The organism is Rhodococcus sp. MEB032, from assembly GCF_030208925.1.
Taxonomy (GTDB): Bacteria; Actinomycetota; Actinomycetes; order Mycobacteriales; family Mycobacteriaceae; genus Rhodococcus_F; species Rhodococcus_F qingshengii.
Map to the genome: position 1 here is coordinate 17,263 of NZ_JARVSY010000019.1, position 25,116 is coordinate 42,378.

20 protein-coding genes and 3 pseudogenes are annotated in these 25,116 nt (G+C 67.0%); 7 read left to right on the forward strand and 16 right to left on the reverse strand.

Annotation, left to right across the window (positions count from 1 at the left end; genetic code table 11):
- Window positions 1-226: 226 nt before the first annotated feature.
- Window positions 227-844 (reverse strand): DUF6328 family protein, encoded by a 618-nt coding sequence (locus QRN54_RS20495; RefSeq protein ID WP_285182959.1) that lies wholly within the window; start codon window positions 842-844, stop codon window positions 227-229.
- Between the two features lie 622 nt (window positions 845-1,466).
- Between QRN54_RS20495 and QRN54_RS33645 the strand changes: the two genes are divergently transcribed.
- Window positions 1,467-2,051 (forward strand): WhiB family transcriptional regulator, encoded by a 585-nt coding sequence (locus QRN54_RS33645; RefSeq protein WP_350318885.1) that lies wholly within the window; start codon window positions 1,467-1,469, stop codon window positions 2,049-2,051.
- A gap of 312 nt (window positions 2,052-2,363) precedes the next feature.
- Here QRN54_RS33645 and QRN54_RS20500 read toward each other — a convergent pair.
- Window positions 2,364-2,544: pseudogene (locus tag QRN54_RS20500) on the reverse strand (SRPBCC family protein); the annotation flags it as partial.
- A 303-nt stretch (window positions 2,545-2,847) separates the two neighbouring features.
- Here QRN54_RS20500 and QRN54_RS20505 point away from each other — a divergent pair.
- Entirely contained in the window at window positions 2,848-4,068 is a 1,221-nt protein-coding gene (locus QRN54_RS20505) for a PucR family transcriptional regulator (RefSeq protein ID WP_058037007.1), read from the forward strand.
- 959 nt (window positions 4,069-5,027) lie between these two features.
- Here QRN54_RS20505 and QRN54_RS20510 read toward each other — a convergent pair.
- From QRN54_RS20510 to QRN54_RS20560, 11 genes are all read right to left on the reverse strand, one after another.
- Window positions 5,028-6,491, reverse strand: a complete 1,464-nt coding sequence (locus tag QRN54_RS20510; protein WP_058036962.1) for an aldehyde dehydrogenase family protein — start codon at window positions 6,489-6,491, stop codon at window positions 5,028-5,030.
- The gene (locus QRN54_RS20515; RefSeq protein WP_058036963.1) at window positions 6,488-7,606 is read right to left on the reverse strand and encodes a Zn-dependent alcohol dehydrogenase; all 1,119 of its coding nucleotides are present in this window, start codon (window positions 7,604-7,606) and stop codon (window positions 6,488-6,490) included. The genes QRN54_RS20510 and QRN54_RS20515 overlap by 4 nt, the downstream gene beginning before the upstream one ends.
- Window positions 7,603-8,397, reverse strand: a complete 795-nt coding sequence (locus QRN54_RS20520; protein ID WP_058036964.1) for an enoyl-CoA hydratase/isomerase family protein — start codon at window positions 8,395-8,397, stop codon at window positions 7,603-7,605. Before QRN54_RS20520 ends, QRN54_RS20515 begins: the two co-directional genes overlap by 4 nt.
- Complete coding sequence (locus tag QRN54_RS20525; RefSeq protein WP_058036965.1) at window positions 8,390-10,030, reverse strand: AMP-binding protein; 1,641 nt, start codon at window positions 10,028-10,030, stop codon at window positions 8,390-8,392. Before QRN54_RS20525 ends, QRN54_RS20520 begins: the two co-directional genes overlap by 8 nt.
- A complete protein-coding gene (locus tag QRN54_RS20530; protein WP_058036966.1) occupies window positions 10,027-10,788 on the reverse strand; it encodes a gamma-glutamyl-gamma-aminobutyrate hydrolase family protein in 762 nt (253 codons plus the stop codon). Before QRN54_RS20530 ends, QRN54_RS20525 begins: the two co-directional genes overlap by 4 nt.
- Window positions 10,785-12,143, reverse strand: coding sequence for a glutamine synthetase family protein (locus QRN54_RS20535; protein ID WP_058036967.1), 1,359 nt, complete (start codon window positions 12,141-12,143; stop codon window positions 10,785-10,787). Before QRN54_RS20535 ends, QRN54_RS20530 begins: the two co-directional genes overlap by 4 nt.
- On the reverse strand, window positions 12,136-12,783 hold the full coding sequence (locus QRN54_RS20540) for a hypothetical protein (protein ID WP_058036968.1): 648 nt from the start codon (window positions 12,781-12,783) through the stop codon (window positions 12,136-12,138). The genes QRN54_RS20535 and QRN54_RS20540 overlap by 8 nt, the downstream gene beginning before the upstream one ends.
- 64 nt (window positions 12,784-12,847) lie before the next feature.
- Window positions 12,848-14,272 (reverse strand): APC family permease, encoded by a 1,425-nt coding sequence (locus tag QRN54_RS20545; RefSeq protein WP_058036969.1) that lies wholly within the window; start codon window positions 14,270-14,272, stop codon window positions 12,848-12,850.
- On the reverse strand, window positions 14,269-15,669 hold the full coding sequence (locus QRN54_RS20550; protein ID WP_058036970.1) for a flavin monoamine oxidase family protein: 1,401 nt from the start codon (window positions 15,667-15,669) through the stop codon (window positions 14,269-14,271). Before QRN54_RS20550 ends, QRN54_RS20545 begins: the two co-directional genes overlap by 4 nt.
- Window positions 15,666-16,565 carry an alpha/beta hydrolase gene (locus QRN54_RS20555; RefSeq protein ID WP_285182960.1) on the reverse strand — a complete coding sequence of 300 codons (900 nt, stop codon included), beginning with the start codon at window positions 16,563-16,565 and terminating at the stop codon, window positions 15,666-15,668. The genes QRN54_RS20550 and QRN54_RS20555 overlap by 4 nt, the downstream gene beginning before the upstream one ends.
- Window positions 16,558-18,066 carry a flavin-containing monooxygenase gene (locus QRN54_RS20560; protein WP_165638675.1) on the reverse strand — a complete coding sequence of 503 codons (1,509 nt, stop codon included), beginning with the start codon at window positions 18,064-18,066 and terminating at the stop codon, window positions 16,558-16,560. Before QRN54_RS20560 ends, QRN54_RS20555 begins: the two co-directional genes overlap by 8 nt.
- A 287-nt stretch (window positions 18,067-18,353) precedes the next feature.
- On the opposite strand from QRN54_RS20560, the gene QRN54_RS20565 reads away from it, so the two are divergent.
- Entirely contained in the window at window positions 18,354-19,055 is a 702-nt protein-coding gene (locus tag QRN54_RS20565; RefSeq protein ID WP_165638676.1) for a transporter, read from the forward strand.
- Window positions 19,052-20,452, forward strand: a complete 1,401-nt coding sequence (locus tag QRN54_RS20570; RefSeq protein WP_285182961.1) for an NAD(P)/FAD-dependent oxidoreductase — start codon at window positions 19,052-19,054, stop codon at window positions 20,450-20,452. Before QRN54_RS20565 ends, QRN54_RS20570 begins: the two co-directional genes overlap by 4 nt.
- A gap of 249 nt (window positions 20,453-20,701) precedes the next feature.
- Here QRN54_RS20570 and QRN54_RS20575 read toward each other — a convergent pair whose 3' ends face one another.
- Window positions 20,702-20,851 (reverse strand): hypothetical protein, encoded by a 150-nt coding sequence (locus tag QRN54_RS20575; protein ID WP_156423043.1) that lies wholly within the window; start codon window positions 20,849-20,851, stop codon window positions 20,702-20,704.
- Window positions 20,852-21,003: 152 nt separating this feature from the next.
- Here QRN54_RS20575 and QRN54_RS20580 point away from each other — a divergent pair, with 152 nt between their 5' ends.
- Window positions 21,004-21,150, forward strand: a complete 147-nt coding sequence (locus tag QRN54_RS20580) for a hypothetical protein (protein WP_285182962.1) — start codon at window positions 21,004-21,006, stop codon at window positions 21,148-21,150.
- A gap of 436 nt (window positions 21,151-21,586) precedes the next feature.
- Here the strand turns inward: QRN54_RS20580 and QRN54_RS20585 are convergent.
- Window positions 21,587-21,841, reverse strand: a pseudogene (locus QRN54_RS20585) (hypothetical protein); the annotation flags it as partial.
- Window positions 21,842-22,936: 1,095 nt separating this feature from the next.
- Here QRN54_RS20585 and QRN54_RS20590 point away from each other — a divergent pair.
- Both QRN54_RS20590 and QRN54_RS20595 read left to right on the forward strand, forming a co-directional pair.
- Entirely contained in the window at window positions 22,937-23,407 is a 471-nt protein-coding gene (locus QRN54_RS20590) for a DoxX family protein (protein WP_253741114.1), read from the forward strand.
- Window positions 23,408-23,577: 170 nt separating this feature from the next.
- Window positions 23,578-23,739 (forward strand): annotated as a pseudogene (locus QRN54_RS20595) (NAD-binding protein); the annotation flags it as partial.
- A gap of 612 nt (window positions 23,740-24,351) precedes the next feature.
- On the opposite strand, the gene QRN54_RS20600 reads toward QRN54_RS20595, so the two are convergent.
- Window positions 24,352-25,104, reverse strand: coding sequence for an enoyl-CoA hydratase-related protein (locus tag QRN54_RS20600; RefSeq protein WP_058036978.1), 753 nt, complete (start codon window positions 25,102-25,104; stop codon window positions 24,352-24,354).
- Window positions 25,105-25,116 lie beyond the last annotated feature (12 nt).

The window sequence follows — 25,116 nt, forward strand, 5'->3', positions numbered from 1 at the left end:
AGGCGCGGCGGTGCGTCGCCCGTTTCGGTGCGGTTGGCGACACCAAAAAGTGTTGGAGTGCGGTTTGTTCGGGTCAGGTGTCCACCGTCGTGAGTGACAGAGTGCGGGTGAGGGCCTGTGTGCGACTCACCGAACCGTTCGCCGCGTGGGGTAGTTACCGAGGGGCCGGCGGGCTGAAACATCGGCGGTGGTGTATTCGGATGCGTGATGCGTCAGCATCCGCGGTCTAATGGTGGTTGCGTGGGTGCTGTGGTTCGTCGGGTTGTTTCTCGGGGCGGCCGAGATGCAGCTGGTGTGCGAAGAGAAGTGGGTAGCAGCACCACAATGTGATTGCCAGAAGTACGGCGCAGCCGCCGGCGATCAGGCCTGTGGTTTTGTTGACGACTACATCGAAAGTCGGGGTGAGAACGCCAGTCAGTGCGCCGCCGAGTAGGAGAAGGCCGGTGACGGCGAATCGTTGACCCTGCTCGACGAGGACGGGGAGGGCGTGACGCCTGAAGAGTAGGCGGTGCATGGCGACAGGTGATACGAGCACGATCGTCGCTGCCGTCGACATTGCCAGCGTGATCAGATACAAGTCCTTCTCGAAAGCTTGCAGATCCGAGAAGCGTTGTTGGAAGGGCAATGTCAGGAGGAAGCCGGTGAGGATCTGCATGCCGGTCTGGACTACCCGGAGCTCTTGGAGGATGTGGGACCAGTTGCGGTCGAGACGTTGGGTGGGTGTCTCGTGGCGGACGCGATAGTTCCATTCCGAATCTGCGCGTGGCGGTGCAGTGGCCTCGGGACGCGGTTCTGGGCGTTGCGGCCGGGCTCCGTCGCCGGTTGGTGCGTGTCCGGTGCTCATCTGGGTGAGCTACCCGCTCAGTGCGTGCGGAAAACAGGCTTCCCCGTGCCACGCGCAGGGCTGGGCACCTGCCACGTGAAGGGTAGGCAGTGATTCCTGTGGTGAGTTGTTCGTTGGGATCGTCGTGTGGTTGAGGTTGCGGGTTTTCGCAAGCTGCCCGTATGGGGGCGTTGCTCTGGTACTCCTATGGGAGAGCCCCCAGGTGATGGGTGTGCGCAGAGCCGAAGGAAGTCATCATGACGCTGCCTCCGCAGGACCCAATTCGTATGGTCCAGACCCGCATCAGCCTTACGGGCAATCGCCTCAACAGCCCTACGGTTCAGCAGCCACGCCAGGGGTATCCGCCGCAGTACGGGTCAGCAGTACCCGCCGAAGAATAAGCGCACATGGCCGTGGACCAAGGAGGTCACGGTGACGGGACTGGTGAAGATTGCGACGGTGACCGCCAGTAACGGGTTCGATGACGACGGGGCGATCACGTGCGCGTTCATTGTCGACGGAAGGTGTTGACGGAGAACACCTCCAATGGTGCCGGTGCATCCGCCTCGTGCACCGAATCCGATTTCGACACGAAATAGCCTAGGCAGGACTGGGGAAGCGCCGAGTGGGCTTGGAACACGTAGTGACTGCTCCGTGTCGGTCGCACGATCCGGAATGGTGGTTTTCTTCGGCGCGTGAGGAGCTGTCGAGGGCGATGTCATTGTGTCGCAGTTGTTCCCATATGTCGGAGTGTTTGGCGGGCGCCCTTGCTCGTGGGGAAGCGGCGGGGGTGTGGGGTGGCCGCTACCTGGTGGAGGGCGGATCACTGCTCTGCCAGGTCCACGGCTTCCCTTTCGCGGGAGGGTCCGGTTGTCCGTTGCCCGGAGCAGAGATGACGAGGAAAGTGCATAGAGTCTGGTCACGACAAAGAACCGTGTGGCCACCCAGAGCTACGGGCGCGGCGGAATTGTTCGGATGCTTCCAACTCGGCGACTGTCGTCATGTAGGGGGTCGTGCTGCGCGGGCGGCTTCGCGGAGGAAGGGATCGGGGTCCGTCGACGTAGCTGAGCACTGTGATCTGCGAGCACGGCGGGTTGAGTCTGTCAAAGATCTCGAACAGTTCCCCTACCTCGCTGACGGTTGGTATTGCCGACATTCCCTATTGGGCGAGAGGATCGAAAACAAGCGGAACAGCACTGTACGCGAAGCGACTGCCCTCGGTTTCTAAGATAGGCCGGGGGGCAGCCTCTGTGTTCCAACGGTTGTATCAACTGATCTCGACACCTCCGCAGAACGTGACGGACAGCCATTTGACGAAGGCTGCGAAGGCCGATGGCGCACTCTAGATGCATGACGGCGACGAAAATCGTGCGGCGGATTCCACTCCCCACGCCCACGCTTCCGAAGTAGTTGCCGTGCAGCAGTTCACGCCCGGGTTTACCCGCGAGCGGGTGCCTGCGCCTTCAGACGTGCGTCATCCTGAGTCGGCGCCGAAGCCTCGACGAATTCGCGGTCCGGTCGAATGAAGATCGGAAGGGTTTTATGCTTCGTCGAGGCGAACCTGGTCGGGGCGTTCGACGTTGCCGCGCCAAGCGCCGGTTTCGTGTCCGCGGGACTCGATGAACTCCTTGAAGTTCTTCATGTCCGTTTTGACGCGATGAGTGAGGATTCCGAGTTTGTCCGGCGACGTTCTCGACGAAGCCGTCGGGGTCGATGTCCATCGTCTGGCACCTGTTCTCCGACTACCAGACCACCTTCCACGACCTCGGCCTACACCCGCCACATCAACCCGGACACCAAGAAACGCAACCACATCCGTCAACTCGAAGCCCTCGGCTGCACCGTCACCCTCACCCCGGCCGCCTGACCCGCACAACACCACCACGACCTTCCCGGCTCCGCTACGTGCCGCCGGGACAACGCACGTGCCGGCACCGCAGGCACGTCACCTCATTTTCGGATTAGATGCCGCCGTGAGGCGCAGCGTTTGCGCGGCCGGACCGGCGCAGCGCTACAGTGCGACAGTGGGAACATCGTGGCCGCGCCCGAGCGTGCGCATCTCGGCGCTCATCCGGCTGGTGGCCGAGCACATGCTCGCTGCAGCCGACACCGCTGCGGAAGAGGTGACGGCGGCAGCACACGAGTCAGCGGATTACCGCGCGGTGCTCGACGATCCGCAGCTCGTGGAGGCGGACCGCCGGATGAACAGGACCAACATGCTGCACTGGTTGTCCGCGAACATGCAGGATCCCGGCATGCGGGTTCCGCCGAGCATGGATCCGGAGATCCTGCAGTTCGCGCGGGACGTCGTGCGCCGCGGACTGGACCTGCACGACCTAGGTTCCTGGCGCGGCGCTCAGCACGGCGCGTGGTCGATGTGGGTCGACGGCTGCTTCGCCGCCACCACCGACCTCGACGAACTCCGGGAACTGATAAAGGTGTCTGAGCGCTCGATGGCGACATTCATCGACGATTCGATCGCCGCGCTCGACGAGTTCGTGGAGAGGGAGCGCGTCGATCTCGCCAAGGGGGCGAACGCCGAACGACACGCCACGGTCCAGTTGCTGCTCGAAGGCGCGCCGATCGGTCGCGCGAGGGCGGAATCGCGTCTCGGCTACGCGTTGACGGGGGACCACGTGGCCGCGATCATCTGGAGCGATTCGGCAGACGAGGCGGCGGGCCTCGACACCGCTGCGGAGGCAGTGATGCGGATGTGCGGTGCCGGGCGCCGGCTCACCCTCAACGCGAGTACCACCGCCCTGTGGGTGTGGGTCTCGGCGCACGTGGTCCCTCCGACCGAGGTCGCCGAACGGATCGTCGCCGAAACACCGGGGATCCACCTCGCCTTCGGACGCCCGGGACAGGACCTCGAAGGTTTTCGTCGCAGCCACCTCGACGCGGCGTCCGCGCAGCGGATGCTGGCCCGGTTGGGCTCGAACCGGATCGTCGTGCGCTACGAGGACGTCGCGTTGGTCTCGGTTCTCACCGCCGACATGGCGCAGGCCGATCAGTTCGTCACCGACACGCTGGGCGACCTGGCCATCGCCGACCCGGCGCTGCGCGAGACGGTGCTTACCTACATCCAGGAGCGGTTCAACGGCTCCGCCGCCGCCGAGCGCCTGTTCACGCACAGGAACACCGTCGAGCGGAGGCTGGCGCGAGCCGACCAACTCCTGCCTGTGCCGCTCGCCGAGAGCGCCGCGAGCGTCGTCGCCGCGCTCATGCTCGTGCAGCTGCGCGACTGACACCCGCGGCGTCCCGCCCGGGCCGTCTCGCCCCGGCTTACCCCGCCACGGCGACGATCCTCGCCTGGGCCGCGAACCCGAGATCGCCGAGGCCGGCGTCCACAGCGGCGGTGAGGTTCTCGATGGCGGCGGTGAACACGCGCGCCCGGATTCCGGATTCCGGCTTCGGCTTCCGCCATGATGGCGGCGGCCCCGTCGAGGCCCTGCGCGTACGTCGCGATCGTCGCCTGGTCCGTCGCGAAGTCGTCGCCGTCGATCGCGGCCCTGGCGGTCTCCGCCTGGGTCGATGCGAACACCGCCGGCGTGAGGTTGTCGAGCAGGGACCGATCGACACCCTGACCGAGCACATAGGTCGCCGCCTCGACGTACGCGCTGACCGCGGGCACCAGGAACATGCCGACGAGTCCCGCGTTCAGGACGCTCGCGGTCCTGACCTCCGGCGACACCCACACCGACATTGGAGTCAGGGCCGTGAGCGTCTCGCCGTGTGCGGCCCACGCGGTTTCGGATCCGGAGTAGAGGATCGCCGCCGCCTCGGTGCCGATGCCGGCGGGATAGCCGAGGCTCGAGCCATCCAGGTAGTCGGTGCCGCGTCCACTGGCCCACTCTGCGAACGAGTCGACCTCCACCGGCGTGCCGCTGCCCACGTTGACGAGCGTGGCGCCGGTCCAGCCCGGCACGTCCCGCAGGACGGCGAGCGCATCGTCGTAGGTGGACAGGCAGGCCGGCACGAGCGGTGCGGCGCCGACGGCGTCGGCGACCTCCTGCACGGGTGTGATCGCTTCGCTCGCCAGCGCCTCGGCCTGGCGTGTGTACGGTTCCACACGGCGACGCTGTGGCCGGCGCCGGCCAGTGTGCGTGCGAGTGCGGCCTCGACCGCTGCAGCCGAGCACCGTGACGTCATGAGTGGTGTTCTTGTCCATCGGTGTTCCTCCTCTTCGTTCGAGTTCGGTCACGGCCTACATCGGAAGGTCCGGCGAGTCCACGCCGACCACACGGTCGCCGCAGAACACCCGGATCGACTCGGCCGGACCGTGCCCGCCGATGCCAGACGGACCCCAGAAGCTCTGCGCGGAGTCGTCGCCGAGGTCGGCGACCTTCGCGCCATTGACGCGGATCTCGCCGGACTTGATCCGGGCGCCGACTGCGATCGCGCGGTCGGTGTCGGTGCCGAAGACGTACGCGTCCAGGCCCGACGGGTGCGCGTTCGCCGCCCGCAGCGCCTCCTCTTCGGAGTCCACGCCGTGCAGCGAGACGACCGGCCCGAACAGTTCCGCCGTCGTGCGGGCGGGGTCGGAACCGGTGGCGACCGTGGGGGACAGGAAGAACCCTGCCAGCGCGGGCCGCTCGCCCGGCTGGTCGATCTCGGCCCCGAGCGCGCGCAGGCCGTCGATCCGCTTTCGCAGCGTGCGGAAGTGCGGCTCGTTGGAGATCGGCCCGATGTCGGTGGCCTCGTCCAGCGAGTGCCCGATCCGCAGCTTCGCGATGCGCTCTCCCAGCGCCTCGCGGAGCGGCTGGACCAGGTGCTGCGGCGCGAGCACCTTGCCCGGGCCCTCGCACCACTGGCCGTTGAGGTTCGTTATGCCCGTGATGATCCCGTCCGCGGTCACGCCGAGGTCGGCGTCGTCGAGCACGATCACCGGGTTGTTGCCGCCCAGCTCCAGCTGCAGGACCTTGAAGTCCTCCGCCGCCGCCCGGGCGATCGCTCGGCCCGCGCCCGGGCCGCCCGTGAACGAGACCACCTGGACACGGCGGTCGCCCGTCAGCGCGGCGCCGATGTCGCCGGGGCCGTGCACGAGCTGGAGGGCCCCGTCGGGCAGGCCGGCGTCGACGAAGCACTCGGCGATCACCTGCGCGCTGGCGGGCGCGTGCTCGGACGGCTTGAGCAGCACCGGGCAGCCGGCGGCGATCGCGCTCGCGACCTTCGCCGCCGGGATGAAGCTGGGGCCGTTCCACGGGGTGAGGATCGCCGCGGGACCCCACGGGATCCGGTACAGCCGAACGTCGCGGCCGCCCGCGGGGAGAGCGGTGACGCGGGCGATGTTCCGCGCCTCGGCGGCGGCGCCGCGCAGGCGGTGCGGGAGGAACGCCGCGATCTTGCGGGTGGCGCCGATCGCCGTGCCGCTGGTGAGCGCGTCGAGCCGCGCGATCTCCCCGAGCCGCTGCTCGACGTTCGCCGCCGCCCGCTCCAGCGCCTCGGCGCGTTCGATCCGGACGTCGTCGGCGGTAAAATCCGTCGCGTCGTAGACGCGCTGCGCGAGGTCCAGCGCCCGGTCCAGATCGGCCTGGGTGGTGGTCACCGCGCGGTGCACGGGCTCGCCGGTGTTCGGGTCGACGTTCCAGGTGTCGAGCGTCTCGCACTCGACCCACTCCCCGGCGATGTAGCTGCGGGGCTGGGCGAGGGTGGTGGTTTCGGTGGTCACTGGGTCACCTCGGTCTCGGAACTGGTGGGCATGGCGACGACGATCCGCGTGACGTCGCCCGATTTCATGGCCTCGAAGCCCTCGTTGATCTCCTCGAACGGAATGACGTCCGTGACCATCTCGTCGAGCAGCAGTCGGCCCTGCTGGTACAGGCGGGCGAACTGCCCGATGTCCTCGCGTGCCTGGCCGGAGCCCATGTACGAGCCGATCAGGCGCTTCTCGCTGAAGAAGAAGTCGGAGGCGGGGACGGGCACGTCGGTCCCGTCGGGTGCGATGCCCACCAGGCACGCGGTGCCGGTGGCCCGCACGATCGCGAGCGCCGTCGCGGCGGTGCGTGCCGAGCCGACGGCCTCGAAGGCGTAGTCCACCCCGTCGCCGAGCAGCTCGGTGATGTCGGCCCGCACCTCGCCCGCACCGTTGATGGTGTGCGTGGCGCCGTACTCGTGCGCGGCCTTGAGCCGGGCGTCGTCGAGGTCGATGCCGACGATCGCCGAGGCGCCCGCGAGCCGCGCGCCCTGGATGATGGCCGAACCGACTCCGCCGCAGCCGATCACCGCGACGGTGGAACCCGGGCGCACCTGCGCCCCGCGGAACACCGCGCCGACGCCGGTCACGATGCAGCAGGACAGCAGGCAGCCGACGCGGGTGGGCACGTCGTCGGGCAGCTTCACCGCGGCGTTCGCGCGGAGCAGGATGTGCTCGGAGAACGCGCCCACGTCGCCGAGGCGCGCGACGGGCGTCCCGTCGGGCAGCGCGTACGCGGGCCGGGGGCGGCGCCGGATCTCCGCCTGCCGCTGGCACTGGGTGGAGCGGCCGGCGTTGCAGTTCGCGCAGTGTCCGCACGACGGGGTCAGCGCGCCGGTCACGCGGTCGCCGGGCTTCAGGTCGGTGACGGCCGAGCCGATTGACTCGACGATGCCCGCCACCTCGTGCCCGACGACGACCGGGACCTCGGATTCGACGGTTCCGGTCATATAGTGCAGGTCACTGTGGCACAGCCCCACGTGGGTGGCGGCGACCCGCACCTCGTGCGGCTCGGGATCATCGACACGGATGTCGGTCAGGTGCAGGGGCCGGCCCACCTCGGTGAGCACGGCGGCGCGGGTGATGATCATCGGTTCGCTACGTTCGCGGTGGCGGGTGTGCGTGCGTCCCAGAAGCCCTGGACGCCGGCGGTGAGCGCGCCGCTGTTCCAGGACTCGTCGGCCGCGGCGTCCTCGCGCTCGAAGGCGCGCTCGATCTCCTCGATTGACGGCCGCAGTAGCTCCAGGTGCAGGGCGGTGTTGTTGACGCCCTCGGGGGTCCACGCGTGCACGGTGTCGATGGCGCGGTCCAGCAGTGCTTCCGGCTCAACGATCTCGTCGAGCAGGCCGATGGTCAGCGCCTCGTCGGCGCGGACGCGCTCGGAGGCCAGGACCATGCGCATCGCGTGGCCGCGGACGATGCGGGGCAGGAGGATGCTGGACGCGTTGGAGATGGTCAGGCCGCGTCCGTTCTCGGGCTGGTAGTACTCCGTCCGGGGCGTGCCCAGTCGGGCGTCGCAGCACAGCGTGATCTCCGACGCACCGCCCACGGCGATGCCGTTGATCGCCGCGATCACGGGCACCCGGGTCTCGATCACGGCGCGGGTCACGTCGTGGAAGCTCTCGAAGCTCTCCCGCATCTCCTCGAACGATGTGGGCGCGGCGGCGAGGTCCTCGCCCGCGCTGAACGCGCGTCCGGTCCCCGTCAGCACTACGCCCCTGGCCTTGTCGCCGGTGCCGTACTCGCGGATCAGCGCGGAAAGGCGCCGGCGCATCGGCGCGGTGAGAGCGTTGAGCTTCTCGGGGCGGCGCAGCGTGATGACGGCGACCTCCCGGGTCACCTCGACAAGCACGTTCTCGGTCGCCTGGTCGGTGTTATCCATGTGAAATCTCCTTGGTCGACGGTGCTGACGCGCGCAGGTCATGGACGGTGCCGGGAGCCTGCGCGGCGCGGGCCTTGAGTGCGGGTTTGGATACCCGCTCGGACGGGGTGCGCGGGAAGTCCGCGACGAATTCGACGTAGCGCGGAACCTTGAATCGGGCGAGGTGCTCCGCGACGCGGGCGACGATCGCCTCGGCCATCGAACGGTCCGCGGGGACATCCACCGCGAGCTGCACGAAGGCCTTGACCTCCTCGCCGAGCACGTCGTCCAGTTCGGCGACCACGGCGGTCGCGACCACGGCCTCGTCGCGCTCGAGCGCGGCCTCCACCTCCGCGGCGGCCACGTTCTCCCCGCCGCGCCGCACCATGTCCTTCAGGCGGCCGACGAGGCGGATCCCGCCGTGCTCGTCCTTGACGGCGACGTCACCGGTGTGGAGGCGGCCGTCGCGCAGGGTCCTCTCGGTCTCCTCGGGGCGGTTCCAGTAGCCGAGCATCATCGGCGTTCCGGCCACGGTCAGCTCGCCCGGTGTCCCGGCCGGGACCTCGGCATCGTCGGCGTCCACGATCCGGACCTGCTTGGTGGGGACGGGATGTCCGAGGGTTCCGCTGCCGACGGCGGCGGTGTCCGCGAACGGGCTGAACAGGTCGATCCCGCTTTCCGTCATGCCGTAGAGCTCGCGCCAGGGTGCGCCCCAGCGCTCCTCCAGCGCGGCGTGCAGCGCCACGGGGATCGCGGAGCAGAACACGCCGCGCAGCCGGTTGTCCCGGTCCTCCGGGCCGGGCGGCTGCTTGAACAGCAGCGTGGGCATCGATCCGAGCACATAGCAGAACGTCGCGCCGTGGCGGCGCACGTCGCGCATGAATCCGGACGCCGAGAACTTCGGCAGCACCACCAGCGGAGCGCCGGTCGTCAACGCCAGCACGGCGTTCCACTGCGGGTCCATATACGAGAAGGGCTGGGCAGTCAGCAGCACGTCGTCGGTACCGAGGCCGGCCGCTCCGGCGCAGGTCCACCCGATCCGGGTCCAGTAGTCGTGCGTGAGCATGCACGCCTTCGGGAAACCGGTGGTGCCCGACGTGTACTGCAGGTTGGACAGGGTGTCCGGGCGGATGTCCACGGCGGGGGCGGTCGACGGGTGTTCTGTGCCGGTAGTCTCCGCGATGTCGACGACGCCGACGCCGGCGACCGCCGGATCGCTCGCGATCACCTCCCGTACCAGCGGAAGGTGGTCCGCATCGGTCGCGATCACGCGGGTGCCGGAGTCCTCCAGCACGAACCGCAGGTCGGTCGCGCGGTAGGCGGAGTTGACCGGCACGGCGACCGCGCCGGCCTTGAGCACGGCGAACCAGGTGAGCGGCCAGCCGGCGACGTTGGGCAGCATGATCGCAACCCTGTCTCCAGGGACGATGCCGTGGTCCGAGATCAGCAGGTGCGCGAGCCGCGACGACGCCGCATCGGCCTGCTCGTACGTCCACGACTCGCCGCCGAACCGCAGCAACTCCGCGCCCGGCGTGCGGGCGGCACCGTCGGCCAGAAGTCCGGTGACGGTGCCGATCCGCGGGGCGTCGCCGAACTCGCTCGGATCGACGGCGACCCGCCGCCCGGCGTCGTCGGTGTGCGAGGTGATTGTCACTGCCAGGCCTCCTGTCGGCTCTTCGATTCGTCGACGATCCAGCTCATCGCCGGGTCGTCGCTGTCCATCCACTCGGGGTGCCACTGCACGCCGAGGATCGGTGCGCCGAGCATCTCGACGGCCTCGACGACACCGTCGGACGTCCGGCCCGTGACGATCAGGCCGTCGCCGCATCGGTCGACGGCCTGGTGATGCCACGAGTTCGTGGTCATGGTGGGGCCGAAGACCCGCGCCGCGGTCGAGCCCGGCTCGAACCGCACCACGTGGACGGCGTCGCCGTCGGTGGGCGCGGACTGCGGGGACAGGTGCGGGATCGGCCCCGCGGGAAGGTCGGCGATCAGCGTGCCCCCGAGCGCGGTGTTGAGCACCTGCAGGCCGCGGCACACTCCCAGCACGGGGATCCCGCGGTCTATGGCCGCACGGGTGAGGGCGAACTCGTACTCGTCGCGTTCCGGATCGTGCGCGTTGGTGTCGGTGCGCGGGTCCACGTCGCGCACGACGGAGGTGTCGCCGCCCCAGCGGGAGGGATGGACGTCCTGCCCGCCGGTGATCACCACGCCCGACAGCCACTCGCTGGCGTCGTCGGGGGCGGCGTCGTAAGGCAGATGCACCGGCACGCCGCCGGCCTGCGCGATGCGGGTCGCGAACGCGGACATGAACGAGTCCATGCACGCCTTGCCGTACCGGGGGTCGGATCCGGCGATCAGGCTCAGTTCGAAACGGCGGCCGGTGATCCCGATCAGTGGCCGGCGGCTCATGAGAACTCGAAGTAGCGTCGGGATTCCCACTCGGAGAGTTCGGTGTACGGGTCGCCGCCCTTGGTGTGGAACTCCATCCACTCCCAGCGGCGCGACGCCGTCCAGAAGTCGACGAACTCGTCGCCGAGATATTCGCGGAGGATCTCGTCTGCGTCGAGCGCGGCGATCGCCTTGGTGATGGAGTCGGGGATGCGCGCGACGCCGCAGTAGTCGGGCAGGCACCACGCCATATCGTCGACCTGGGGCGGGGCCTGCATCTTCCGCTCGATGCCCGCGATGACACCCGCGAGGACGCCGGCCAGCGCGTAGTACGGATTCACGTCCGATCCGGGCACGCGGTACTCGAGGCGCGAGTAATTCGGGTGACCGGCGATGGCACGCAGCGCCGCGGTCTTGTTGTTCACGCCCCACGAGATGGTGGTCGGCGGCCCCGACACATCCACCAGGCGCCGGTACGAGGTGATCTGCGGCAGCGCGAGCAGCGTGTTGCCGGCCATCGTCGCCATGAGTCCGCCCACCGCCTGCAGCATCACCTCGGACGGACCGTCGGGCGAGTAGAACTGGTTCACGCCGTCGCGCTGCAGCGACAGGTTGATGTGCGCGCCCTGCCCGAAACCGGCGGTCGGTTTGGCCATGAAAGTGACCGAACAACCTTTCTCGCAGGCGATCTCGCGCATGACCTGCTTGGTCCGCACCCACGCGTCGGCGAGCGCCAGCGGCTCGGTGGGGGCGATGTTCAGCTCCGTCTGGCCGGGCGCGGCCTCGTCGGTCCACGCCTCCCAGACGATGCCGAGCTGGTCCAGTCGGTCGGTGACGGCCTCCATGTAGTCGATCCAGTCGGCGGACCGGGCGAGGCAGTAGGTGGAGCCGGTGTCGCCGCCCAGCGGAGTCAGGCCGCGGTATCCGCGGGCCCGGGCCTCCTGGATCGACTCCTCGAACAGCGTGGTCTCGATCTCCACCGCGACGGTGGCGGTGTAGCCCAGCGCCGCGAGCCGGTCGATCAGCAGGCGGACCATGTTCCGCGGGCAGATCGGCACGGGGCGGCCGTCCTTCAGCCAGAAGTCGCCGATCACGGAATCGACGCCGGGCTTCCACCGCACCAGCGTGCTCATGTCGGGGATCATCGAGATGTCGTAGAGGTTGCCGCGCCAGTCGGGGTAGGCGTCGCCGAAAACGATGTCGGTACCCATGTCGATCGCGAACAGGATGTCGGCGAACGCGAAGCCGGATTCCCGGCCCGACGCGAATTTCGCCGGTGTCACGTTCTTGCCCATGAAGCTGCCGTCGTGGTTGGTGGCCTCGAGGCGGAAGGCCTTGGCGGGGGCGTTCACTACGGGTGCGGCGAGATCAGACATCGAATCGAACCTTCCAGGAGGCGGCGGTCATGACGGACAGTTGCGAGAGAGTCCCCTGCACGCGCAGGCCGTGCTCCAGGGCGGAGAGCAGGTAGTCGGCTCCGGTGAACACGCCGGCCAGCTGATCCGCGCTGCCGACGATGCGGTAGGTGTCCGGGCCCGCGCCGAAGTGGGCCTCCTCGGGGCCGTCCGGACCCAGCGCCACCGCGACCAGGACGTCCGGTATTCCGCGGATTCCGCGGGTGAGGTCCCAGAACCGCGCGGCCGCGTCGCGCCACGCCGGCGGCTGCGGGTACAGCGCCTGCCGCACAGCTTCGGCCAGCAGGGGATCGCCGTCGGAGGCGACGACGGCCACGCGGGAGTCGAGGTCGACGACGAGCGCGGCGTCCGTGCCGCCGGTCACGCCACCGGTGACGGTCGCGGCACCGTCGCCCACGACGACGGTGGCGGCCTGGGGGGTGTTGTGCGACCGTACGGCGACGGAGCCCGAGAGGCGCTCGAGCGCATCGACGGCGTGTCCGGTCCGGAACGAGTCCCGCAGGGTGCGGCCGAGCAGCCGGACGATCGGCGTCGCATCGTCGTCGATGACGACCCGGGCGTCGCCCGTGACCGGGGCAGGAGGGCTGGTAGTGGTTTGCATGGCGTGTCCTAATCGGTAGTGGGGGAAGATGTTTCCGGAGAGGCGGCCGATGTTGTACGCGGTGTCATTCGAGGGTCGCGTACACGTCCGGACGGTTGCGGCGCAGCGCGAGCGCCCACAGGAGGCCAGCGACGAACGCGGCGGCCAGCACGGCGAGGAAGACGTCCGCGAGGGTGGCCGAGCCGATGAGTACGTCGAAGTTGCTCACGACCAGCACGAGGATCGCCCCGAGCGCGGCAAGTGCGAGGACGGGGGCGACGGTGCCGCGCCACAGGCTCGTCGTCCTCTCCCGGAGGAAGTGCACGACGATCGCGGCCGAGGTGAGGGCGAGCAGGGAGATCAGCCCGAGCGTCCCCGCGCCGCCGAACCACGCGTACACCTGCGTGACGGGGTCGAGCCCGGCGATCGCGGTGACCGCGACGAGCATGCTGATCACCGCGGAGGTGAGGACCGACGCGACGTGCGGCGACCGGTGCGCGGGGTGCACCTCGCCGACACGCCGCGGCAGGGCGTCCTGTCGGCCGAGGGCGAACAGGTACCGCGAGACCACGTTGTGCGCGGTGAGGATGCACGCGAAGAAGCTGGTGACCAGGAGCACCTGCACCCCGTCGTGCGCGACCTGCGAGACGTAGCGCGTCGCGAGCCCGGGCGCGAGGCCCTCGGGATCCTGCGCGGCGAGCTCGGCGGCGCGGGAGACCCCGATACCGTTGATCATCGCCCACGAGGAGAAGGCATAGATCACGGCGATGAGGATCACCGCGATGTAGGTGGCGCGCGGGACAGTGCGGTCGGGGTCCTTCGCCTCGGACCGGAACACCGCGGTCGCCTCAAATCCGACGAATCCGAAGACTGCGAACATGATCCCGGTTCCGGTGGCGCCGCTGGTGAACGCGCCCCAGGACAGCGGCTGGGCCGACAGTCCTTCGGCGCCGCCGCGGAGCACGATCGAGAGGTCGACCAGCGCGACGATCCCGATCTCCGCGACCAGCAGCACACCGAGGACGCGCGCGCTCACCTCGACGTTGCGGTATCCCAGGTAGCCGATCGCTGCGAGCCCCGAGGCGGAGAGGATCCACCACGGCACCGACACCCCGGTGAACGTGACGATCACGTTGCGGGCAGCGGCACCGAGGTAGCCCGTCACGGACACCATCAGGACGGCGTAGGTGACCAGGGCGAGCGCCGCGGCACCGAGGCCGACGGTGGTGCCCAGGCCGCGCCGGACGTACGAGTAGAAGGCGCCGGCGTTCCGGACCTCGGGGGTCATCGCGGAGTAGCCGACGGTGAATATCACCAGCACGATCCCGACGATCACGAAGTCGACGGGAGTGCCGATGCCGTTGCCGGTGCCAAGCATGAGCGGAATCAGCCCGGCGAACACCGTCAGCGGCGCGGCGAACGCCACCACCATGAAGACGATCTGCGGGACACCGAGGGTACGTTCGAGGCCGGTGCCGACGGGTGCCTGCACTTCGCGCTGCTGCGTCATGAGAGCACGCTCCCGCCGACCCGGGCGCCCGCAGCGGTGAGGACCTCCGAAGCTGCGCGCTCCGCTGCGCTGACGGCACCGTCGATGTAGCCCTGGTTCAGGATCGCCGTCTCCGTTCCGGCCCAATGGATCCGCCCGATGGGCCGGCGGTCCGCGTCGGTGTACTGGGTCAGCGATCCGGGCGCGCGGGAGCCGACGCAGCCGCTGATCCACTGCTCGTGCGTCCAGTCCTTCTCCAGGCATGCCACGGGATTCGCGGCCTCGGGCCCGAACAGGGTGGTCAGGTCGGCGAGGAAGGCGTCGCGGCGCGCAGCGGAATCGTCGAGGATCGCGTCGGACCAGTGCAGGCCGCCGCCCGCGCCGGCGGTGCCGTGGAAGGTCAGCAGGATGCCGACGCTCGCGTCGGGCGGCGAGTTGTCGACCACGTAGTTCGCGACCGGGAGGTCGGTGACGGCCTGGCCGTTCAGCCCTTGCTCGCGCCAGAAGGGGCGGTCGTAGACCGCGAACAGCTTGTTCTCGGAGCCGGTGCTCCACCGTCGCTGCAGCATGCTGCGCCGGGTCGGGAGGTCGGGCGTGAACCGGATGCGGGTCGCGTCCGCGGGCGACATCGCGACGATGACGCGGTCCGCGCGTACGTCGAGCCGCGCGGATCGGACGAGCACCCCGTCGGCGTCCTGGTGGACGTCGGACACAGGGGAGTCGAGCACCACTGCCGGTCCGAGGTCGGCCGCCATCCGGTCGGCGATCGCCGCAGTGCCGCCCACGACGCGGGACTCCTGCGCACCGTCGGTGATGTTGACGGCGTGATCGATGCCGCCACCGCCCTTGATCCGGGTGAGCTGGACCAGCAGCGAGGTGCTGTGCAGGTCCTCCGCGTTGGTGACGGTGAAGGCCATCGTGAACATCTCCCGGGCCTCCGCGGTGAAGGAGTGCGCGTCGAGCCAGCGGCCGAAGGTGGTGGCGTCCCACTCCTGGGCCCGGCGGGCCGTCCACGGCGCTTCGAGGGGAACTGATTTCGCCATCCGCTCAAGCCGCAGCTGCAGCTGGGCGAAGTCGGCGATGGCCAGCGGGCTCATCGGTGGGATCGTTCCGTCGTAGCGCTTCGAGCGGCCGCGGCGGTGGTAGATCGACTTTCCGTCGATGAACGTCGTGAAGGTCGTCAGGCCCAGCTCGTCGATCAGTGCCAGGACGCGTTCCTGGCCGGGGCCGACCCACTGTCCGCCACCTTCGGTGATCACGCCGTCGGTCACCTGCAGGTTCATTGTGCGGCCGCCGACGCGGTCGCCGGCCTCGATCACGGCCACCGAACGTCCGGCCTGGGTAAGCCGGCGTGCGGCCGTCAGCCCGGAGATCCCGGCGCCGATCACCACGACGTCGACGGTGCGCTGCTCGGTCATACCGCCACCCTCTCGATGTGGGAGACGACGTGGTCCGCGATGCGCAGGGCGAGGGCGTCGGGAAGGTGGTGCCCCATGCCCGGGATCACGATGTGCTGGGCATGGGGGATCGCGGCCGCCGTCGCATCGCCGCCCGACGGTGCCACGATGAGATCGCGGTCGCCGTTGATCACCAGGGTGGGCGCGGTGATCCGGGCCAGCTCGGCGGTGCGATCACCCGACGCCGCGATCGCCTGGATCTGCCGGGCGGTGCCGGCGACACCGTCGCCCGCGGTGCGGTGCCAGGTGGTGACGGCGTGCGCCGCCTCCTCGACTTCGTCGATCGGGTACGCCGTGCCGGCGAGGTGTGCCGTCATGCGCAGGTGCGCTCGGACGGCTCCCACCCGGTCGCGCCGGGGCGGGCTCGCGATGAGCGCCATGGTCGATGCCGCGGGCTGCCCCACCTTGGAATTCCCTGTGGTGGAGTACAGCGACGCGAGCGCCGCGGTCAGTTCGGGGTACCGCGCGGCCACGGTCTGCGCGATCATGCCGCCCATCGACCGCCCCACGACGTGCGTGGGGCCGAGCCCGAGATGCTCGATCAGCTGGGCCGCGTCGTCGGCCATGTCCGCCAGCGTGTAGGCGTCGCGGCGCGCTTTGCCGAGCAGCTGCTGCAGCGTATTCGGCGGCGGTGTCGTCGCGTAGGTCGACCGGCCGCAGTCGCGGTTGTCCATGCGGATCACCAGGAATCCCGTGGCGGTCAGTGCGGAGACGAACCGGTCCGACCAGGTCGTGAGGTCCTCGGCGAGGCCGGCGATGAGCAGCACGGGCGGCGCGCCGTACTGGCCGTCCATCCGGTAGCAGATGCGGGTGCCGCCCGGGAGCTGGGCGAACCTGTCCTCGGTGTGCTCAGACACGGACGGCCTTTTTCGCCGTCGACGGTGTTGCGTCGTCCGTCGTGGAGCCGAACACCAGGGCGTCGTCGAGCAGGGGGCCGCGGAGGATCTTCGCGTCCTGCTGGTAGGACATCGATTGCTGGAACAGGCCCGTGCCCTGCTTGGGGATGATGTCCTTCGCGCGCTGGGCGTAGCCGGAACTCAGGTCCAGGATCGGCCGGTGCTCCATGGCGGGATCGGCTACGACACGGACGCTGTCGTATCCGAAGGCGTCCATGTGCTTGACCAGGTTGCAGAAGTAGCGGGCGAGGATCCCGACCTTGAGCGTCCACGCGGACGTGGTGTAGCCGATCGAGATGGCCAGGTTGGGGAGGCCCGAGAGCAGCGCGCCGCGGTACGCGACAGTGTCAGGGAGCGCGACAGGGGTGCCGTCGACCTCGAGGTCGATGCCGCCGAGCATGCGCATGTTCAGGCCGGTCGCCGTGACGATGAGGTCGGCGTCGAGGTGTTCGCCGGATTCGAGCGCGATCCCGGTCTCGGTGAACCGGACGATCTTGTCGGTGGTGATGGAGGCGGCACCTGTGCTGAGCGCCTCGAAGAAGTCGCCGTCGGGGCACAGGCACAGGCGCTGGTCCCACGGGTCGTACGGCGGGTTGAAGTGGGTGTCCACGTCGTAGCCCTGCGGTAGGGACTTGGCGTTGACGCGGCGGATGATCTTGCGGGTGAGCTTCGGGAAGGCGCGCATGAACTTGACCTGGGCGAGGTCGGTCGTGATGTTGGTGAACCGGGTCATCGCGTAGCCGCGCTTCTCGCCGAACGTCCGGCTCAGCCACTGCGCGAAGCTGTCGACCTTGGGCCACGGCACCACGTAGGTCGGCGTGCGCTGCAGCATGGTGACGTGCGCCGCAGCACCGTCGTGGTTCAGCATCGACGGGATCAGCGTGACCGCGGTGGCGCCGCTACCGATGACCACGACCTTCTTGCCGGCGTAGTCGTAGTCCTCGGGCCAGTGCTGCGGGTGCAGGATGTCACCCTTGAAGTCTTCGCGGCCCTCGAAGTGCGGGGTGTAACCCTCGTCGTAGCGGTAGTAGCCGGTGCCGGCGAAGATCCAGTTCGTGGTGAAGCGCCGGTCGCCGTCGGGGGTCTGGACGTCGAGGGTCCACCGGGCGTCCTCGCTCGACCACGAGGCGCGCTGCACGCTGTGCTCGAACCGCACCAGGCGGTTCAGTTCGAACTCGTCGAGCGTCTCCTGCAGGTAGTTCAGGATCTTGGGGGCCTCCGCGATGGCGTCCGGGTCGGTCCAGGGCTTGAACTCGTAGCCGAAGGTGTGCAGGCCGTTGTCGGAGCGGATGCCGGGGTACTTGAACAGGTCCCAGGTGCCGCCGATGTTCGCGCGTCCCTCGAGGATCACCACCCGCTTGCCGGGGAACGCCTCGGTGATGTATTTCGCGGCGCCGATGCCGGAGATGCCGGCACCGATGATGGCGATGTCGAATTCTTCGGTCTGCGGAAGTGTCTTCATCGTGGGCCCTTTCGGAGGTGACGTTGTGTCCGTGGTCACTTGTTGTGCCTACGACGGTGCCGGGTCAGGTGTCGCATGAGCCACAACACACTGCTCCTAGTTCTTGAAGAGGTAGTGCAATGTGCACACGCCCCTTGGGGACGGCCAACGGAGATCGCATCATCTGGTGCATGGTGTTGCGTCACTCGGCCCTGGATGTTGCACCTCGTTGTAGCGCGCGCGGGGTTCGCCGCGACAACGTGAGAGACGTCACGAGACACGGATCACATCTCACGGAGGAACGAACCATGCGCGACTTGCTCTTCGCTGCAGCGGACATCTGGATGATCGCCATCGGAGTCATCTGCGGTGTGAAGTTCATCAGGAACTACTCGAATTGGCTGATCGGCCTTGAGTGGATCATCATGGGTACGTCAGGATCGAACTTCCTGATCTACGGGTTGCTCAAGGCGGGGACTGACTCGCCGATGTACCACTTTGCGTTCTTCCTGGACGCGTTTTCCCGGTCGATCGGCTTCACCGTGATCCTGGTGCTCGGCCTACTCATGGTCACGCACAGGTACAAGCCCACGACGGCCGTCGAGGTCGGCGCGTTTGCCCTTGCAGCGGTGCTCGGCTACTTCCTCTCCGAGTTCGCAATCGAGATCGGCACCCCTGGCAAGGTGTTCTTCCTGGTGATGGCGCTCGGCGTCAGCGCTTTCTTCGTGTACTACGGACGGCGACTGTGGGCGCTCGGCGAGCACGCTCACGCGGTCTGGGTGTGGATCGCCACGGCCCTCAACGTTGTAGTCGCGTCTATCTACGACTTCTGGCACATCCCGGGTGACGACGCCAACCACACGTTGTTCTACATCCTTGCGCTGTTCACCTGGGGCCTGGCCATGCTTGTGATCTACCGCTCGTACGTGGCCTTCGACGCGCACAACCGCGCCGTGGATGGTGCGGGCAGCGCCGGCACGGTCGTCGTTCAGGGGGCTGAGCAGGCATGAGCGCGACGACGAACACGGTCTACACCGACTTCTCGGGGTGGATCGATCCGCCCGCCGACGTATGTCCTCCGCTGAGGGAGAACTTGACCTGCTCCGTCGCGGTGATCGGCGGTGGGCTCGCCGGGATGGCGACAGCGCTGCGGCTCGCGGAGTACGGCGTGGACACGATCTTGCTCGAAGCGGCGTTCTGTGGGCGCGGTGCCGGCTCGCGCAACGCTGGGCAGCTGGCCAGCGCGCCGGGCGGCGACATTCAGCTCCTGGATCTGCTGTACCGCAAGCGGATGCCGGCGATCATCCGCCTCACAGAGAACGCTGCGGCGCACGTGGAGGAGCTCATCGCGGCGCGGGGGATCGCCTGCGACTATGAGGCCACCGGCAACGTCTTCGCAGCGGTGTCGCGCGGTCAGCTGGGCCGGACGCGGCGGATCGCGAAGATCCTCCGCAGGGCCGGTGCCGAGGTCGAGGAGGGTAACGCCCGCGAGCTGGGGATCCCCCACGGATTCCTCGGCGGTATGCGGGAGGTCCACGGCGGCATCATGAACCCGGGGAAGTTTCTCCGAGGGTTGCGCGCAGCGGTGCTCGGCTCGTCGGTGCGGGTCTTCGAACAGTCCAAGGTGACCTACGTCGTCCGGGAGGGCGGTGACGTGGTCCTCGAGACCCCCGGCGGAATCGTCCGAGCGGGCACCGTCGTCCTCGCCACGAACGCCTGCGCGGGCGAGTGGGACATCACCCCGAAGCGGTTGTCTTCCCCGATGTGGGTGACCGAGGTCGAGACCGAGCCGATCGACCCGGAGCGGATCGCCGCGCTCGGCTGGACGAGCCGATCCGGGCTCGTCACGCAGCACAACATCATGGAGAACTACCGCCTCACCTCGCGCAACACCATTGTGTTCGGAGTGCGCAAGATCGAGCGCGCCATCGAATACCCTCTCCCAGAACGTACTCCGGATCCGTCAGTCGTGGCCGACCTGGCGGAGGCCTTCGCCCGGCGGTTCCCGCCGCTCGCGGACATCGCCATCGCCCGGGCGTGGGGCGGTTGGATCGGCATCACGTCGAGTTGGTTGCCCGTGGCTGGAACGACCGGAGGCAACGTCTACTACTCACTCGCGTGCAACGGCCACGGCCTGGCGCAGGCGCCGTACATCGGCGCTCTCATTGCCGATCGGATAGCGACGGGAACGATGCCGGAGGACTTGCGCACCGTGTGGGCCGACGAGCCGCGGTTCGGCCGCGCGGTCGGCCTGATCATGGGGCGCCTCGGCGTCCGAGCGGCCTGGGCCCTCGACCGGTTCAACGACGCGCTGAACCGGAGCAAGCGGATCGCGCGGCGGCGCTATGCGCACGCGCGATCGGCCGACACCGGTTTCCGTGTTAGCGGCTCGAAACGCGTTGGGTAAATCTTCTCGGCATCGGCGAGGCGCCGCGGACAATCTTTTTCTTCCGCCTCCCTTTTATCTCGCGCGGCCGCGTCATCGTCGGTAGATTTCATCACGGGGGTGGGCGGGGATGTTTGTCGATGAGGGCACACACGTACAGAGTCCAGCCCCTTCACCAGCTGGGTCAATCGATGACGCCGTCGAGATGTGAGTCGGAGGACGCGGCGAACTTCACCACCTGACAGTCGCCCAGCTCGACGCTCGCACGGGTTACTCGTTCGTCGCCTGCGAGAGTGTGCGCACTCCGACCAACCGTCCTGTCACTCCCCATAACCGGCCGGAATTGGCAGGGACGTAGGCGTTGATCTCCTCACCCAGATCGAATGAGGACAATGCCCCATATTTCCTCGTAATAGCCATGATTCCAGGCTAGGCCGGTGTTATGCCCGATGGAAGGTCACATCCATGTGCCCGACTCCCTGACTTGATTACGGGATCACCGATCTGGGGTACGCCGATACGAAACAACGAGTTCGGGAGGCGCTCAACGGATGAAGGATGTCAGAAAGGCGATGACGGAGACAGAGTTGGTCGAGGAGCTGCATCGACTCGAGAAGCTCACGAAACGAAACCGATGTGAGCAGATCCGGCTAGAGATCGTGCACGACGAATTGGTCGGTCGCCAGACCGACTACCGCCGAATGACCAACAACCATTAGTGCGGAGTTCGATAATCCGAAAGTACTAGCGCACAGACTATTTCATTTGTCGGCGGCGTACAGCTTTGCCTGATTATCCGAAAGGGATTCAGGCAATGCATACCGATTGTGCGGTTTATAATGGAAGGTGCGGGGCGGATAACTAGCCGCGCATCGAAAGAGGGTCATCTGAGTTGTGTGCTCAACGCAGATGGCGTTTCACTTCCCCGGCTCTGATGTGCAGAGCCGGGGTTACGGTTGCGGCACTGTCGAACCGTCACAGCTGATCGTCCCTGCCGAGTGGTCCGTTCGGGGTCAGATCTGTTGCAGCTCGGCATAATTCCAGCCGTATCGTTCACCGATAACTTATATTATGTCATCTTGTCGTTGAAAGGCGCTGCACTGCAACAAAATGTGTTCACAGTGCATCGGCGGTAGCGTAACCTCGCTACCAGAGTCAGAGCGGACGTCCTGCAGCCTCGGCCGCAGCGATGTGCTCTTCGATGACGTCGCTTCCTGGGTTCTGTTCGACCCCGATACGGATCGCGGCAGCGATGGCGCGAGTGCGCCCCGCGGGTCCTCGCACGTAGGCGAGTGGGCTGGCGATGTTGCGCCGCCGGAGCTCGTATTCGTTGCGGTTGCTGCGATTGGTTCCCAACTGCATGTGTGCCGGGTTGGTGCAGCCGGCGAAGTCGCATTGATGGCACAGCAAAAATTCCTATTGCCCTTGCCACGACGATTGCATTTCTTGCAAGCGGGCGCCAGATTATGTGGAGAATGAACATCGAAAGTCAGTGCCTGCACCTTCTCTGAACCAAACTCTTTCAGTAACCTTCCTAGCTCATCTTTACTCGTCGTGTGCGGAATTATGTGCTCAATCGCGTAATCATAAAAATCTTTTACGCAACCGTTTATGTAACAGCGGTTTCCCCACACATCCAATAGGGCCGCAAGAAGAATTCGATTGCTTAATTCGCCATTCTTCAATTTGTAACGAGCATGGTTATCTGCGTGGGGGTCGATTTTCGGGATATAAGTCACCCGCAAAAAGTATCAACCCAACCCCAGGAATAGGCAAAAATCAGAGCTACCGCGACACCACACGTGGCCGGCCTCCGTCGCTCCCGCACAATCACCCCGCCAGCCACCCGAGTGGGAGGTGCGAACGCCGCGCCCGTTGCCGGCGATGTGTTGGCGCCAACCCGGCGGCCGGCCACCAAGCAGGAGGACGCCACCGGATCAGCGGAGATTTAAGTTATGGTCGCACCAGCGAAGACCGCGGCAGACAAGAGCGCAGCGCGACGCGAGTATGCCGTTAGAGGAGGGCTTTGGGGCAGGTGGGGAGTTGCCCGGTTTCGAGAAAGATGATGTCTCGCCCGATTTCGATGGTGTGATCACAGAATGTCAGCCGCAGGCGCAGCATCTTGGATGTGGTCGGTGCTGTCGATCGTCTGTCGTTAACCCAGCGATCCGCGTCAGGGAGTGTCACCGCTCCGTCGCGGGCTTCGCCGCCTCCGATACTTTTAATCACAGATGGCTGTAAAAATAGATTTAAGTCGAGAAGAAAGTACCAACCGGACTGGAAAACTAGGTCCTGATCGTTCAAGAAGAAGTAAAAAATGCTCTCACAAGCGCGGTAGCGCGACTCCAGCCGCGCCAACCGGCCAATTCCGCCTGAGAGATTCGAGTGATGCAGAACACCTTCGCAACCAATCGTAGATATCTAAACCGTAACTAAACGGGTTTCGGAGGCTTAGAGCTGTCACTGGTCATGCGAGTTTGGTCTAGCCATGCTTAATCTTTTCAGGTGACTACAACCCTGACTACAACCCTCAGTGCTCGCCTATCCGGCGCCAGCGAATATGCGATCGCGGCCTTCCGCATCGTCGTCGGCTTCCTTTTCTTCTGCCACGGCACCACGAGTCTGTGGTCATGGCCGACGGAGCCCGCTGGCGGAGTCAACGACGCGTTCGGCGCATGGCCGGGATGGTGGGGAGCCATCATCCAGGTCGTTGGTGGCATCGCTTTGATGCTTGGCCTCGGCACCCGACTCGTCGCGTTCATCAGTTCTGGATCGATGGCCTTCGCGTACTTTTGGACCCACCAGGAAAAGGGTGCGCTACCGATCCAGAACGACGGTGAATCCGCCGCCATGTTCTGTTGGGCCCTGTTCCTGCTGGTCTTCGTCGGGCCGGGAACTCTCTCTGTCGACCGCGTCCTGCAGCGTCGCCGGAGCACGTTGATCACCGCAGCTGGTGACCGCTCCACACGAGAATAGAGTTGTCGTGTCGGTCAATTGGAAAGAATGAGATGATCCGAAGTGGCCCATAACTATGCAACATTGTTGTCGTTGGCCCTGACCGCCCTCGGCAGGACGGCCGGCTTCTCCGACCGCGCACCTATTGTTTAGCGTGGGGACGAAAGTTCCCGACAGGCCTTGAAGATTGCATGCGCGCCGTCGTCGGCTACGGCACTAAAGGCTCACCGCCATCGACGCGATTGCTCGCCGCCGGGCTCCTGCCGTCGGACGTGGTGGTGGCCGACACCGATCCGGCCGTCTTGGAAGTAGCGTCGCGACAAGGTCTGGTCACCGTGCACGGCTCGGCTACCAGGCTGGACCTGCTGCAACTGGCTGGAGCCGGGCACACGGCATCGATGATCGTGGCCACCTATCTCGCGCGGCGATACCGCATGTCCACCATCGAGTGCCCGTCAACTCGCTCCGAAGGCGCGCATCGTCGCTGCTCTCCGTGGATCGGAGAACACGCATCTTCTGCGTCAATCTGCTGCAGACACGGTGGTCGTCACCGCGGAGACCGCTGGCCGACTCCTGGTCATCGCCACCCCCTACTCCTCTGTGGTGGAAGTGATCGAAGACATCCGGACCCCCAAGGCGGGTTCGCTGTAGAGGAACGCACTGTTGAATCCGTGGAGGTCGGCAAGGCGCCTCGGAAGTGCAGGACATCGTGCTCGGTGTGGTGCGCGATGGCCAGTTGTTCCGCGTCGAGGCACCGGCGGCCGGTGTGGTGCAGTCCGGCGACAAGCTTCTCCACCTACGTCTGGTTTCGCACTGAGGCTCCGCGCTTCCACTTACAATGCTGACGCCGTCTCCGCCCCTGCCGCAGGGGCCGTGGCATGGTCGCGTGATGGTAATGCTGCGTCGAGACTACGAGGGCTCGCGACGGCGATCAATTCTCGATGGTCGGACACGGCGCTGACTAATCATCGACCGCTCCACCGGGGCGATCGTTTCTCAGCGAAAGCGAGTAGGCCTTCGTGGATGTCCTCGGACTCCAGCACGGCGGCGAAAGCTCGCGCAGTGACCTGCCATCCGAGCTCGTCACCCGGTGCATCGACCGCAGCCATGGCATGGAGGGTTTCGCTGACCGAAACCGGGGCGTTGCTGCTGATTCTCCCGGCCAAGGCGATCGCCGCGTCGATTGCTTCCCCCGGTTCGGTGAGGACGTTGACCAAGCCGAGCACATGGGCACGATCGGCGGTCAGGGGGTCTCCGGTGAGTAGCAGTTCGGCGGCGACATTGCGAGGTAGCGCGCGGGCGCTCCGGAACAGCGCTCCACAGGTGGCGATGACGCCGCGCTGGACCTCGGGCAGGCTGAAGGTGGCCCGGCTCGAGGCCACCACGAGGTCGCAGGCAAGGACCAGTTCGAACCCGCCGCCGTATGCCGGTGCGTCGACCGCGGCGATCAATGGCTTCGCGCGACGCCGGCGGATCAGCCCGTATTCTCCCCCTCGTTCCGTCGCGCCGGATCCCGCCTTGAGGTCGGTTCCGGCGCTGAACACTGCGCCGGCGCCAGCCAAGACCCCGACCCGAAGTTCTGGATCGTCGTCCAGCAGGTTGAAAGCGGCGTCCAAGCCAGCCGTCATGTCCGCGTCGATGGCGTTGCGGCGGGCTTCGCGGCGCATGGTGATGACTAATGTCTGTCCATCGCGGTGGAGGTCGACCAGGTCTGGCATTGTCTGTTCCGT